We start from the raw sequence: 13,837 nt of genomic DNA, 5'->3' as shown, positions 1-13,837 counted from the left end.
AGCGGCTGACCACTCGCCGAACCCCGGGACCACGGCCATCGTTGCGCGGCGTCGCCCTTCACGCACGGTATGGGCATCGACCGGGTGAGTAACGACCTGGCGAGGCGGCCCGGCGAGCGTCCTCGACCCGGTCGGAAGGAAAAGGCACCCGTGGCGGCGCGGCCGTGCCCAGCGGCCCGGACCTCTTGAGCCAGGGCATCGGCGACCCCGCATCCCGAGCGCCGCTCATGTAACCGGTCCGTGTGGTGCCATCCCTGGCATCCCTGGCAGACCAGGACGACAGTGGAAGAGGGACCCCGGAAAGGGGAGAGGACGATGGACCGGTACCCGCCCATCGCCGACCACGGCATCGTGGGCGACCTGGAGACTGCAGCCCTGGTTTCTTCGCAGGGGGTCATCGACTGGTTCGCGGCCCCCCGGTTCGACTCGCCCAGCATATTCGCCGCCCTGCTCGATCATGATCGCGGCGGCTATTTCCTGTTCGCCCCGGAGGTCACGGGCGCCACGTGCAAGCAGCTCTACTATCCCGACACCGCGGTCCTGGTGACGCGCTTCCTGTCTCCCGACGGGGTCGGGGAGATTTTCGACTGCATGCCGCCGGGCCGGACCGGCAGGGCCACCGACCGGCATACGCTGATCCGCGGAGTGCGGGCAGTACGTGGCAGCATGCGCTTCGTGCTGGAGTGCCGGCCGCGGTTCGACTACGGCCGGGCCGAGCACGAGCTCGACCTCCGCGACGGCACCGCCACCTTCCGGGCCCCGGGTGTCACCGCGTATGCGCAGAGCACATTTCCCCTGCAGCCGGACGGCAAGGACGTGCGGGGCGTCGTCACCTTGAACGCGGGAGAGGTGGCCGCCGCGGTGTTCACCGTCGACACCGCGGACAGTCGGCCCCCGGCTCCCCCGACACCGGACGGCGTGATCAGGCAGTTCTGGGACGTGGCGGAATTCTGGCAGCGCTGGGTCCAGGCCTCCCGGTACCGCGGGCGCTGGCCGGGTGTCGTGAACCGATCGGCCATCACGCTCAAACTGCTCACCTACGCTCCGACGGGCGCTCCGATCGCCGCAGCCACCATGGGGCTGCCCGAGCAGATCGGCGGGGAACGCAACTGGGACTACCGGTACACCTGGATCCGCGACGGCTCCTTGTCGGTGCGGGCCCTGCTCGACCTCGGGTACGTCGAAGAAGCGGCGCACTTCACCCGTTGGCTGGGGGACCGCTTCCGAGCTCGTGAGGGCACCGGAGGCGAACCGCTGCAGATCATGTACCGCGTCGACGGAGATCCTCGGCTGCCGGAGGAGGAGCTCACGCACTTCGAGGGCTATCGCGGCTCGTATCCGGTGAGGGCCGGGAACGGCGCCGCCGATCAGTTGCAGCTGGATATCTACGGCGAGGCGCTCTACGCCCTGGCCGAGGGCGGCGAGATCACCATGCGGACCGGCTATCACGGCTGGAAGAACGTCGCCCGGACACTGGACTGGCTTGCCGACTCCTGGGACCGGCCCGACGAGGGCGTGTGGGAAACCCGCGGCGGGCGCAAGGACTTCACCTTCAGCCGAGTGATGTCCTGGGTGGCGTTCGACCGGGGGCTGCGCCTCGCGGCCGAGTACAGCCGTCCCGCCGACACGGTGCGGTGGACCGCCTCTCGTGATGCCATCCTCGAACAGGTGATGGAACGTGCCTGGAACGAGAAGAACCAGGCCCTCGTGCAGCACTACGGAGGCGAAGTCCTCGATGCCGTGCTGCTGCTCATCCCCCGGGTCGGCTTCCTGACCCCGAAGACGGAGAGCTGGCTGTCCACGCTCGACGCCATGGAACGCACCCTCGTGTCGGACAGCCTCGTCTACCGCTACGACCCCGAGGCCTCCCCCGACGGACTGCGTGGCTCCGAAGGCACCTTCAGCCTGTGCACCTTCCTCTACGTGGACGCCCTCGCCCGTGCCGGGCGCTTGCGCCCGGCACGTTACGCCTTCGAGAAGATGCAGACCTACGCCAACCATGTCGGTCTGTTCGCCGAGGAGATAGGCCCCAGCGGTGAGCAACTGGGCAATTTCCCGCAGGCGTTCACCCATCTGTCGTTGATCATGGCCGCCACTACGCTGGACGATGCCCTCGACCGGCAGCGCGCGGAGCCCTTCGACACCTCCTGGGAAGAACGGTGAGCCACCGGGCCCGTCGTCGCGTCCGGCCCGGTCCCCGAAGCCATCGACGATGACGGGCAGGGGGCGCCCGCGCACACGGGCGGCCGTCCGCCCCCAGCGGAGCATTGTTCGGCAGAACATTCTTCCGCTGTGTGCCGTGGAGCCGCGCGGTCGTCGATCAGTACCGAGGACGCTCCGTACGGCAACGGCCGGCGTCCGCGGGCGGACGGCGGGGAGGGCTGCGCCGTTGGCCTGACAGTTGTGCTGCAGACGGGCCAGGTGCGGGCGTCGTCTCCCGCCCCGATCCCGATGCCGGTGCTTCCGTTCCGTGAGATCAGCACGGAGAAGGAGAAACACGGTGGGCAGCAGTGTCGGTGAAGGGGACGGGAGCAGCTCGTATCCGCTGCTCAAGGGGCAGAGGGCGCTGGTCACCGGAGCGAACTCCGGCATCGGCAGGGCCACCGCCATCGGCCTGGGGAGAATGGGTGCCGATGTCGTGGTCAACTATGTCGCCGGTGGCGAAGCGGCCCAGGACGTGGTGCGGCAGATCGAGGATCTCGGCGTGCGGTCCTACGCCCACGAGGCGGACGTCTCCCAGGAGGACCAGGTGGTCGAGATGGTCTCCAGGATGGTCGACCGACTCGGCACGATCGACATCCTCGTGGCCAACGCCGGCCTGCAACGCGATGCCGCCGCGATCGACATGACCATGTCGCAGTGGCAGAAGGTCCTGGACGTCAACCTGACCGGCCAGTTCCTGTGCGCCCGGGAGGCGGCAAAGGAGTTCCTGCGCCGTGGCGTCGTCCCAGAGGTGTCCAAGTCCGCAGGGAAGATCATCTGCATGAGCTCGGTCCATCAGATGATCCCCTGGGCCGGGCACGTCAACTACGCGGCCTCCAAGGGCGGTGTCATGCTGATGATGGAAACCCTGGCTCAGGAACTCGCACCCCACAAGATCAGGGTCAACGCCGTAGCTCCTGGGGCGATCCGCACCCCGATCAATCGCAGCGCCTGGGATTCCCCTGAGGCCGAAGCCGACCTGCTTCGTTTCATCCCCTACAACCGCGTCGGCGATCCGGAGGACATCGCCACGGCCGTGGCGGCGCTGGCCTCCGACCTCTTCGACTACGTTGTGGGTGCGACGCTCTACGTCGATGGCGGCATGACACTCTTTCCCGGCTTCGCCACGGGTGGGTGAGCTCGGTTCCGCTGCCGGCGAGCTCTGTGGCCGGGCGGGGTCCATGGCGGCGCGCGGTGACACCGGTAGGCTTCGCCGCCATGAAATCCGGGGTGTTCCGGACAGTCGTGGTCTTCGCGGCAGGCGCCGGAACGCCCGGGGTGGGGCGCGGCGGGCATGCGGCCATAAGGGGTGTACGGATGGCCGCTGTCGGTGACTCCTGCGGCCAAGGTATGACGTCGTGCGCGCACCGCGCGGTTACATGAGCCGGGGGTGTGGATTGGTCAGCCCCGACCGGACGCGAGGAAGCGATGAGCGAAGCACGCAAGAACAACGGAGGGCGCGAGAACCAGGAAGACCATGCCTACGACGTGGTCGTGCTGGGGGCGGGTCCGGTGGGCCAGAACGTGGCCGCCCGCGCCCGCGCAGCCGGCCTCACCGTCGCCGTCGTGGAGCGCGAGCTGGTCGGCGGAGAATGCTCCTACTGGGCCTGTGTTCCCAGCAAGGCGCTGTTGAGACCGGGCACCGCGATCGCCGACGCCCGAAGGGTGAACGGCGCACGGCAGGCCGTCACCGGCCGACTCGACACCGGCCAGGTCTTCGCCCGCCGCGATCACTACGTCGCCGGCTGGGACGACAGGGGACAGGCCGAGTGGGTGAAGTCCATCGGCGCCGACCTCTTTCGCGGTCACGGCCGCATCGACGTGACGGCCCCTGGGGCGACCATGCCACCACGGCCGACCAGCGCGCCGTCCCCCAGGTCTTCTTCACCGACCCCGAGGCCGCGGCGGTCGGCCTGACGGCGCAGCAGGCGGCCCGCGCCGGTCACCGCGTCACGACCGTCGACGTCGACTTCAACGCAGCCCAGGGAGCCGACCTCTACGCCGACAACTACCAGGGGCACGCTCGCATGGTCGTCGACCTGGACCGGGAGCTCCTCCTCGGCGTGACTTTCGTCGGACCGGGAATCAGCGAACTCCTGCACTCGGCGACCGTCGCCGTGGCCGGCGAGGTCCCGCTCAAAAGGCTGCGGCACGCGATCGCCTGTTTCCCGACCGTCAGCGAGATCTGGCTCTTCCTCCTCGCCGCCACGACCGCGACCGCACCTGAGAGGACGGCAGGCGCGTCGACCGGGCGTCGGAACGCCGAATCGGACCTCGGCACGCTCGCCGCCCGGGTCCGCCGAGCATCGGGGCTCGCCGGGCTCCGGTTGCGCCGTAGTCGTGCGCGTCGCAGGCTGCGGCTATGAATCGCACCCGAGAAGTCGGTGTGCCGCCGATTCTGGTGACGGGCGCGGCGGGCAGTGTCGGCGCGGTCGGACGATCCGTGGTCGAGGGACTTCGACGACGTGACCTGCCCGTCCGGGCCATGGTGCGTCGCGACGACGAGCGGGCGCAGGCGCTGCGGGCGACCGGCGCCGAGGTCGTCGTCGGCGACCTGACGCGCGCGGGCGACGTGGCCGATGCCCTGGCCGGCTGTGCACGCATGTACTTCGGCATGAGTGTGTCGGCGCAGTACCTGCAGGCCGCCCTGACGGCGGCGGCCGTCGCGCGTGCGGACGGTGGCCTGGAAGCATTCGTGAACATGTCGCAGTTGACTGTCTCCGAGATGGACCTCACCAGCAGCTCCGAGTCCGTGCAGCAGCGGCAGCAGTGGCTGGTGGAGCAGGTCCTCGACTGGTCGGGCCTGCCCGTTGTCCAGATCAGGCCCACCGTGTTCCTGGAGAACCCTCTGTTCCGGGCCGGCTTCTCCTCGATCGCGGAGAACGGAACCATCAGACTGCCCTTCGGCCGGGCGAAGACCTCCCCCGTGGCAGCCAGTGATGTGGCCGCGGTCGTGGAGGAGATCCTGGCCGACCCGGCCCCGCACATCGGCAAAATCTACGAGCTGACCGGCCCGCGTTCGGAGGATGTCGCCGCCATGGCGGCGGAGGTCACGACAGTTCTGGGCCGACCGGTCGAGTACACCGACATTCCCCCGCAGGAATGGATCGACGACGATCTCAGACCGCTGGGATTGCCCGACCATGCCTTCCAGCACATCACCACCATGGCTCGCCTCCACGCGGAGAATCGATACGACCGCAAGGCAGAAGGGGTCGAGCAGGTCACCGGGCGGCCTCCCGCAGGAGTGGCTGAATACGTCCGTAAGAATCCCAGCCTGTTCAGCTCCTGAAGCCGAGCTCCACCGCATGTGGCGGCTCGAGGAACCGGCCGTGGCGAAGGGGATCACCCGCAGGACACAGGATTTGACGGGCGGTAACCTTGGTCGGCTCAGAGCGAGCAGACCTACCCGGGGGCGAGAGTGGCGGAAGACAGGCGGGTCCTGGCCCCGATCGGTCGGCGGCGGGAGACGGAGTCGTTGACCGCGGCCCTGAACCAGGCCCAGGACGGCGCCGGTGTGCTGCAGCATCGCGCCGGCCACCTGGGCGGTACGGCTGGCGAAGGAGCCCATCCCACTCCCGCCCGGCCACGGACCTCGCCGTGGACAGTCCGGCCAGCAACGTGTACGGAACCGGAGGCAGATCCCGGAGGCGGGCCGCGGTCGGCCCGCACGAGGGCAACGCCGACAGGTCCGCGGCCGACCAGGCTCCCGCCACCCCTGGCATCTCACGAGCGGCGCGGCAGTCCACGTCCCGCACCGTGCCGTGGCCCACGTCGCTGCGCACGAACACCGCGTCCAGACACCCCGGTACCTCGATGTCGGCGACATAACGGCCCCGTCCGGTCAGCAGCCGCTCGTCCTCGCGCCTGGTCCACTGCTTCACGACCGCACCTCTGTGTCTCGTCCCGCGTGCGGGGGAGTGACCGAGTTCCCGGCAGGTGCGTTGCGTGACGCCTGCACCGGCGTGGGAGTCCGAGCATCCGCGAAGGAATTCATCGTCCGGGACATCGGTGCACCGGGCGGGCAACGCGTGGGCGCGCACCGGGAACAGCGCTCGCGCGTGCGCGGGGCACGGCCCGGGGAAGGGACCACGCGGTCGTCGGTGGCGAACAGGTGGGAACTCGGCCCGGTGCGCCGGGCACGGGCCTCAGCGGCTGGTGCAGGGCCTCGCGGTTCACGAGCTCGGGAACAGGGGCCCGCCCGCCATGAGGCCACCGTCGACGGTCAGGACATGGCCGGTGACGTATTTCGCCTTGTCGGAACCCAGGTACTGGACAGCCTCGGCAATCTCCTCCGGAGTGCCCGCCCGGTGCATGGGCAGTGCCGAGTCGACCGCGTCACGTACCGAGTCGTCGCCGGTGAACCGCTCGTACATGCCGGTCCGGGTGAAGCCGGGCGCGACCGCGTTGACCCGGATACCGTGAGCCGCTCCTTCGAGTGCGGCGGCCTTGGTGATACCGACGACGGCGTGCTTGCTCCCGACGTACAAGGTCGCCCCGGGATAACCCATCAGGCCGAAGACGGAGGCGACGTTGACGATGCTGCCGTTCCCCTGTTCCCTCATGACCCGGAACTCGTGCTTCAGGCACAGCAGAGTCCCCTTGACGTTGGTGTCGAAAGTGGCCTGGTAACCCTCGTCGGTCACCTCGGTGACAGGGCCGGTCGTTCCCTCGGTGCCGGCGTTGTTGAAGGCCACATCGATCCGCCCGAACCGCGCGACCGCACGCTCGACCAGGTCCTTCACGTCGGTTTCGAAGCGGACGTCGGCACGCACGAACTCGGTCGGGGAGCCGAGGCCGGAGAGCTCCTTGGCAAACGGTTCGCCCACGTCCTCGTGGCGGCCGGAGACCACGAGGTTCGCGCCCTGACGGGCGTAGGCCAGGGCGGTGGCGCGGCCGATACCGGTGAGCGCGCCCGTGATGAGGACTACGGGGTCGGACACGTCGATGTCCTTCCTGCCGTCACAGGGGTGAACGGCGGACAAGGGGTCAGGAACCCGCACCGCGGCGGGTTCCACTTCGGACGGGTGCGTATCTTCCGCATCCCTCGCGAGGAGTTCCCCGGCCGTACGCCAACCGCATCGGACCCGACCGCCGCATCCGTCGAACGGAGTCACTGGGTGGTCCTCACGGCCCATGGAAGGGGCCGCGCCACCGAGGCCGGCGGCTGGAAGGCGTCCTGGGTGGCCGAGCATCGCCACGCATCCGCGGCGGTCGCCGACGTGCCCGGCGCGGCACCCCCTCCTCGCGCCGCCGCGGTTCGGCCATGCCCAAAACTCCTTGAAGGGGTGTGGTGGCGTGACTGGAATTGACGGTGGAAGCCAGCCACCTCACGGAGGGAGAGCCAGTGACCCATTCCGGCGCACGGGCGCCGTTCGCGCCGCTCGCGGTCAGGACGGTGGCCTCCTGCCTTCCCCCGGTCTCGCCGAAAGTGGCAGAGCTGCCCATGCTCTCCACACTGCCCCCCGAACAACGGGCGGCATGCACGCAGTTGGGCATCGACACCGTCGGGGTGGACGAAGCCGACGCGACCACCCTGGCCGAACGGGCCGCCCGCCGGGCGCTGGAGGACACCGGGGTCGCGGCCGCCGATCTGGGCGCGCTGCTGGTGATCGAGCAGCGTGCGCCGGGGACGCTGCTCAGTTCCGAGGCCACCCGTCTCCAGGAGCTGCTGGGCGCCACCGACGCGCTCACCTTCACCGTGGGCGGACTGGGCTGCGTCTCGGTGACCCCGGCCCTGCTCACCGCCCGGGGGCTGCTGGCCGCCGATCCGGAGCTGGGACCGGTGCTGGTCGCCCACGGGAGCAAGCCCGTCTCCGAGCACCGCTACCGGCACCCGGTCACCGTCAACGGCGACGGCGGGCAGGCCCTGCTGCTGGGCCGCGAGGGGCGGATCCGGATCCGCGACCAGGTGCAGGAGACCGACGGACGGTACTGGGACCTCTTCCACGTCGACTACCGGGACCGGCACCCGTCGCAGTGGCGCGAGGAGTGCACGGACCGGCGCACCTACTCCTTCCGGCTCGCCGTCGAGACCCGCAACAGGCTCAGGTCCCTGCTGGACCGGCTGCTGCGCCGGAACGGGCTCACCCGCGCGGACGTACGCGGATTCGTGAGCCAGAACCTGTCCGTCGGCGGACACACCTTCATCGAGGAATCCCTCGACCTCGCGCTTCTCCCCTCCTGCCGGGAGAACCTGCGCACCCACGGCCACCTCGGGCCCAACGACGTCTTCCTCAATCTCTGGTCGGCCCTGGAGGACGGCCGGCTCTCCGACGGCGACCACGCCGTGCTGATCAATGTCAGTCCGGTGGCGGCCTGGAGCCTGCTGCTGGTCCGGATAGGCCCCCAGGAGTCCACGGCGTGAACGAGATCACCGACCAGATCACCGAGTTCCTCACCCAGGCCCTGCGGCGGCCCGTCGAGCCGGACGACGACTACTTCGCCCTCGGCCTGGCGGACTCCTTGTTCGCGCTCGAACTCGTCACCTTCGTCGAGGAGCGCTTCGCGGTCACCGTCGAGGTGGAGGACCTGGACCTCGACAGCTTCCGCACCGCGGCGCGAATCGCCCGGTTCGTACGGGCCAAGAAGGGCCACTTCGAGCGGGTGCCCGGCGATGACTCCTTCGCCTGAGACCGCGACGGCCCTGGAGAGGGCGGCCGAGGAGCTGGCCGGGCGCTGGGCGCTGCCGGCGGCGGAATGGGACCGGTCCGAAGGGCTGCCGGCCGAGGTGGCGCGCGACCTTGCCCGGTCCGGGCTGCTGGCTCCGGACGTACCGGTGGAGTACGGCGGCGCCGGCGCCGGCCCACGTCAAGTGGGGGAGATCTGCGCCCGGTTGGGCGGCGTGTGCAGCTCGGTCCGGGGACTGGTCACCGTGCAGGGCATGGTCGCCGCGGGGCTGCGCCGCTGGGGCACCGCCCAGCAGCGCAAGAACTGGCTTCCCGCACTGGCCTCCGGGGAAGTGGTCGCCGGGTTCGCGGCCACGGAGCAGGAGGCGGGCAGCGCCCTGGCACACCTGGGCACCACGGTCGAGGAGGACGGCGACCACCTCGTGGTGAGCGGCCGCAAGAGGTGGGTGACCTGCGGGCAGTTCGCCGACGTCTTCCTGGTGCTGGGCCGGGCTCCGGGGGGCCTGGCGGCGGTGCTGGTGGAGGGCGACCTGCCGGGGGTGACCAGGGAGCCCGTCACCGGACAGCTCGGTATGCGGGCCGCGCGGATCGCGCACCTGGCCTTCGACGCGGTGCGTGTACCCCGCGACCACCTCGTCGCCCCGGTCGGTCTGGGACTGTCCCACGTCGCCGCCACCGTCCTGGACCACGGGCGCCACACGGTCGCCTGGGGCTGCGTCGGGATGGCGGAGGCCGGTCTGCGGGACGCGGTCGCCCACGCCCAGACCCGCGTACAAGGGGGAACGCCCCTCGGCGACCACCAACTGGTGCGCTCCTGTCTGGCCCGCTCGGCGGTCGCCGCCGCCGGCGCGCGCGAGCTGTGCCTGCGGGCGGCGCGGGCCCGGACGGAGAAGCCGAGCCGTGCCGTGCACGAGACCATCCTCGCCAAATACGCCGCCGCCGAAGCGGCCGCGAAGGTCACCCGCGACGCCGTACAGATCCTCGGCTCCGCCGGGTGCGCCCCGGACAGCAGGGTCGGAAGACTGTTCCGCGACGCCAAGGTGATGGAGATCATCGAAGGAGCACAGCACGTGGCCGAGATGCACATCGCCGACCGGCTGCTGAGGGACCTCGGCGTCCCCGCGGCGCCCCGCGCGAACGGAGCGACGGCATGACGGCGGACACCCACGGGGCCACGGTCAAGTGCCTGGTGTGGGACCTGGACGACACCCTGTGGGCCGGAACCCTGCTGGAGGGGGACGACCCCCGGCCCGCCGAGGCCACCCTGAGCACCTTGCGCACCCTCGACGAGCGGGGTGTGCTGCACGCGGTGGCGAGCCGGGGCGATCACGCCACCGCCACCGCCCACCTGGCGCGCCTCGGGCTGGCGGAGCTGTTCACGGCGGTGGAGATCGGATGGGGCGCCAAGTCCGCCTCGGTGCACCGGATCAGCGAGGTGCTCGGCATCGGTGTCGACAGCCTCGCCTTCGTCGACAACGACCCCGTGGAGCGCGCCGAGGTCGCCTCCGCCCACCCCCGCGTGCGCTGCTACGAACCGGAGCGGATCCCGGCCCTCCCCGAACTGCCGGAGTTCCGCCCCGGGCACCTCACGGAGGAGTCCCGCAGGCGTCGGGAGATGTACCGCGCGGAGAGCAGCCGCCGCCGGGCCCAGGAGACGTACGAGGGGGCGCCGGAAGACTTCCTCGCCTCCCTCGCTCTGGAACTGACCGTGCGGGAGGCCACCGAGGGGGACTTCGCCCGGGCGCACGAACTGACGGTCCGCACCCACCAGCTCAACACCACGGGCCGCACCTACGACCTGGCGGAGCTGCGGCAGCTCAGCCGCTCACCGGACCACCGGGTCATGGTGGCGCAGCTCCAGGACGTCTACGGCTCCTACGGCACCGTCGGGCTGGTGGTCACCGAACAGGTGGGGGACCGGACCGTGCTGCGCCTGCTGCTCCTCTCCTGCCGGGTGATGTCCCGGGGCATCGGCCCGGCCCTGATCGGCCATGTGGTGCGCGGGGCACTGGCCGAAGGACGGCGGCCCGAGGCCGAGTTCGTCCCCACGGCCGTGAACCGGGCGATGCTCGTCAACCTGCGCTTCGCGGGGTTCCGGCCGCAGGCGGGCTCCGGCCCGGCCGCGGAGGGCGAGCCCCTGCTGCTGGAGTTCCCGCCCGGCGCGGCTCTGCCCGCCGTTCCCGACCACGTACGGCTCGTCATCCCGTCTGGAGGCTCCGATGAGTAGCACCGACCGCCGCGGCGACCGCGCCGTCGCCGACGAGCGGGGCGAGCCGGTCCCGGCCGCACCGCCCCGGGTGCCGATCGGTGTGGTCGGCGCGGGCACCATGGGGGCCGGGGTCGCGCAGAGCTTCGCCGAGGCCGGCCACCCGGTGACGCTCCACGACCCGGACCCGGCGGCCCTGGCCGACGGCGAGCGCCGGCTGCGGGCCGGCATCCGGGCCGCCCGGCTGCTGCGCCGGCCCGCGCCCGAGGCTCCGCCCGCCGCGGTCCTCGGACGGGTGCGGTGGGTGGCGGAGGCGGCCGAACTCGCCGACGTGACACTGGTGGTGGAGTGCGGGCCCGAACGGATGACCGTCAAGGAGCAGATCCTGCGGACGCTCGACGCCACCTGCGCCCCGCACACCGTCATCGCCTCCTGCACCTCTGCCATCCCCGTGGAGATCCTCGCCGGTCACACCGGGCGCCCCGACCGGGTCCTGGCCACCCACTTCATGAACCCCGCCCACCTCAAGGACGCGGTCGAGGTGGTACGGGGAGCCCGCACCTCCGAGGAGACCCTGAAGACCGTCATCGGCCTGCTCGAAGGCATCGGCAAACGCGCCCATCTGGTGCGCGATGCCCCGGGCTTCGTCTCCAACCGGGTGCTGATGCCCATGATCAACGACGCCGCCGCGCGGGTGGAGGAGGGTACCGCCGACGCCGAGACCGTGGACCGCGTCTTCACCGACTGCTTCGGACACGCCATGGGGCCGCTGAGGACCGCCGACCTGATCGGTCTGGACACCGTGCTGGACTCCCTCGTCGTCCTGCGGGACACCACCGGCGACCCCCGCTTCGAGCCCACCGCCCTGTTGCGGGACCTCGTCGACCGGGGACACCGCGGCCGCAAGAGCGGTCGCGGCTTCCACTCCTACGAGACCCGGTGACCGCCATGACCGACCACTACCTGGTGGACCAGCTGCGCGGCTCCCTGCGGCGCCACCCCGAGCGCACCGCGGTGGTGGTGGGCCGGGAGCAGCTCAGCTACCGGGAGCTGGAGGCGGCCACCGACAGGCTGGCCGCACGGCTGCGGGAACTCGGGGTGCGCCCGGGGCAGACCGTCCTGCTCCACCTGCGCCAGAGCGCGCACACCCTGGTCGGCATGGTGGCCGCGCTGCGGGCGGGCGCGGCCTGGTGCGTCACCGAGCCCGGCCATCCGGCGGAGCGCCTCGGCGCGCTGACCCGCGACCTGGAGTGCGGGGCGGTGGTCTGGGACGGGGCGGCGGACCCCGGCGTACGGGAGGCGGTGACGCGGCTGGCCGCCGAGGCGCCCGCGCCGTTGGCGGTGCTCGACCTGGCGGAGCCCGGGCGGTCCGTCCCGCAGGACGGGGCCGCCGGCCCCGGGCCCTGGACGGAGGTACCGCCGGGCGCCCCGGCGTACGCCATCACCACCTCCGGGTCCACCGGGGAGCCCAAGGCGGTCGTCGTGGGGCGGGACAACCTCTCCGCGCAGCTGGCCGCCCGCGGTGACGAGCCGGGCGGGATCCGCTTCTCGGCCTGCCGGTTCGCCTGGGACGGCGCGCTGATGCTGACCTTCGGCGCGTTGTGCACGGGCGGCACCGCCGTGCTGCCGGACCACGCCGCCCTGCCCGACGCCCGGGCCTGCGCCGAACTGGTCCTCCTGCGGCAGGCCACGCAGATGGTCTGCCCGCCCTCGTACTACCGGCTGATGCTGCCCCACCTCGCGGGCGCCGGCGCCCATCTGCGGGAGGTCGTCGTCGCCGGCGAGGTGGTGCCCCCGGCGCTCGTCGTACAGCACCGCGCCGTACTTCCCACCACCCGGCTCCGCAACGAGTACGGCCCGACCGAGACCACCGTGTCGGTCCTCGGTCACACCCTGCGCGACGACTCCCCCCGGACGGTGCCCCTCGGCCGCACCTTCGGGGCCACCTCGGTGTACGTGCTCGACGAGCGGCTGGAGCCCTGCCCGCCCGGCGCCTTCGGCGAACTGTACGTGGGCGGACCGCAGGTCACCCGCGGATACGCCCGCAGGCCCGCACGGACCGCGGGCAGCTTCGTCGCCGATCCCTTCTCCCCGCGGCCGGGCGCGCGCATGTACCGCACCGGGGACCTCGTCCTGATCGGGGAGGAGGGTGAGATCGAGTTCCACGGGCGGGCCGACGGCCAGATCAAGGTGCGCGGAATCCGCGTGGAGCGGCACGGTGTCCAGGCCGTCCTGGAGACCCACCCGGCGGTCCGCCAGGCCGGTGTGCTGGGCGTCCCGGGAGACGACGGCGCCCTGCGGCTGGTCGCGTTCTGGACCCCGGCCGAGGACGCGGTGGCACTGCCCGGACCGAGGGAACTGATCGCCCACTGCCGGACGAGCCTCGTCGCCGACGCCGTACCGGAGGAGTACGTCACCCTCGGCTCGATGCCGCTGGCCCCCTCCGGCAAGGTCGACGAGGCCGCGCTGCTCGCCCTTCTCGCGCCGCGGAGCGGCGGCGGCCCGGCCTCGGGCTCGGGCGGGGACGAGCGGGCGGCCCTGTCCCGCGAGGTCGCGCAGATGTGGGCCCGGGTCCTGCGGCACGAGGAGTTCGGGCCCGAGGACAGCTTCTTCGACGTGGGCGGCAACTCCCGCAGCGTGGTGGAGCTGCACCTGTGCCTCGACGAGCGCTGGCCCGGCGTGCTGCGCGTGGGCAGGCTCTTCGACCTGGACCGCGTACCGGAACAGGCGGACGCGCTCCTCGCGGCGGGCGCCCGCCCGACACCTCAGTGAGACGGCCCGACACCGAAGCAGAGCGGAC

11 protein-coding genes and 1 pseudogene are annotated in these 13,837 nt (G+C 71.6%); 10 read left to right on the top strand and 2 right to left on the bottom strand.

Annotation, left to right across the window (positions count from 1 at the left end; genetic code table 11):
- Positions 1–315 precede the first annotated feature (315 nt).
- The 4 genes and pseudogenes from ACFYXM_RS02350 to ACFYXM_RS02335 all read left to right on the top strand — a co-directional run bounded on the left by ACFYXM_RS02350 (position 316) and on the right by ACFYXM_RS02335 (position 5,494).
- On the top strand, positions 316–2,163 hold the full coding sequence (locus ACFYXM_RS02350; protein WP_389286076.1) for a glycoside hydrolase family 15 protein: 1,848 nt from the start codon (positions 316–318) through the stop codon (positions 2,161–2,163).
- 382 nt (positions 2,164–2,545) lie between these two features.
- Positions 2,546–3,340, top strand: a complete 795-nt coding sequence (locus ACFYXM_RS02345; protein WP_389286544.1) for an SDR family oxidoreductase — start codon at positions 2,546–2,548, stop codon at positions 3,338–3,340.
- Positions 3,341–3,630: 290 nt separating this feature from the next.
- Positions 3,631–4,409 (top strand): annotated as a pseudogene (locus tag ACFYXM_RS02340) (FAD-dependent oxidoreductase); the annotation flags it as partial.
- A 155-nt stretch (positions 4,410–4,564) separates the two neighbouring features.
- Positions 4,565–5,494, top strand: coding sequence for an NAD(P)H-binding protein (locus tag ACFYXM_RS02335; RefSeq protein WP_389286075.1), 930 nt, complete (start codon positions 4,565–4,567; stop codon positions 5,492–5,494).
- Here the strand turns inward: ACFYXM_RS02335 and ACFYXM_RS02330 are convergent.
- Positions 5,484–6,086: a hypothetical protein gene (locus ACFYXM_RS02330; protein ID WP_389286073.1), complete on the bottom strand. Its 603-nt coding sequence runs from the start codon at positions 6,084–6,086 to the stop codon at positions 5,484–5,486. The genes ACFYXM_RS02335 and ACFYXM_RS02330 overlap by 11 nt on opposite strands.
- Positions 6,087–6,377: 291 nt before the next feature.
- Positions 6,378–7,145: an SDR family NAD(P)-dependent oxidoreductase gene (locus ACFYXM_RS02325; RefSeq protein ID WP_389286071.1), complete on the bottom strand. Its 768-nt coding sequence runs from the start codon at positions 7,143–7,145 to the stop codon at positions 6,378–6,380.
- Between the two features lie 488 nt (positions 7,146–7,633).
- On the opposite strand from ACFYXM_RS02325, the gene ACFYXM_RS02320 reads away from it, so the two are divergent.
- Genes ACFYXM_RS02320 through ACFYXM_RS02295 form a run of 6 tightly spaced genes read left to right on the top strand, consistent with a single transcriptional unit; the run spans position 7,634 to position 13,809 of the window.
- Positions 7,634–8,569, top strand: coding sequence for a 3-oxoacyl-ACP synthase (locus tag ACFYXM_RS02320; RefSeq protein WP_389286542.1), 936 nt, complete (start codon positions 7,634–7,636; stop codon positions 8,567–8,569).
- Entirely contained in the window at positions 8,566–8,835 is a 270-nt protein-coding gene (locus ACFYXM_RS02315; RefSeq protein WP_389286070.1) for an acyl carrier protein, read from the top strand. Before ACFYXM_RS02320 ends, ACFYXM_RS02315 begins: the two co-directional genes overlap by 4 nt.
- The gene (locus tag ACFYXM_RS02310; protein ID WP_389286068.1) at positions 8,819–9,985 is read left to right on the top strand and encodes an acyl-CoA dehydrogenase family protein; all 1,167 of its coding nucleotides are present in this window, start codon (positions 8,819–8,821) and stop codon (positions 9,983–9,985) included. Before ACFYXM_RS02315 ends, ACFYXM_RS02310 begins: the two co-directional genes overlap by 17 nt.
- Positions 9,982–11,058, top strand: coding sequence for an HAD-IIIC family phosphatase (locus ACFYXM_RS02305; protein WP_389286066.1), 1,077 nt, complete (start codon positions 9,982–9,984; stop codon positions 11,056–11,058). The genes ACFYXM_RS02310 and ACFYXM_RS02305 overlap by 4 nt, the downstream gene beginning before the upstream one ends.
- Positions 11,051–11,980 (top strand): 3-hydroxyacyl-CoA dehydrogenase family protein, encoded by a 930-nt coding sequence (locus tag ACFYXM_RS02300; protein WP_389286064.1) that lies wholly within the window; start codon positions 11,051–11,053, stop codon positions 11,978–11,980. Before ACFYXM_RS02305 ends, ACFYXM_RS02300 begins: the two co-directional genes overlap by 8 nt.
- Positions 11,981–11,985: 5 nt before the next feature.
- Positions 11,986–13,809, top strand: a complete 1,824-nt coding sequence (locus ACFYXM_RS02295; RefSeq protein WP_389286062.1) for a non-ribosomal peptide synthetase — start codon at positions 11,986–11,988, stop codon at positions 13,807–13,809.
- The last annotated feature ends 28 nt before the right edge of the window (positions 13,810–13,837 follow it).

Source organism: Streptomyces sp. NPDC002476 (assembly GCF_042889785.1).
In the GTDB taxonomy this organism is placed as follows: domain Bacteria; phylum Actinomycetota; class Actinomycetes; order Streptomycetales; family Streptomycetaceae; genus Streptomyces.
Note: the sequence above shows the minus strand (reverse complement) of the source record. Positions and strands in the feature narration are given on the sequence as shown.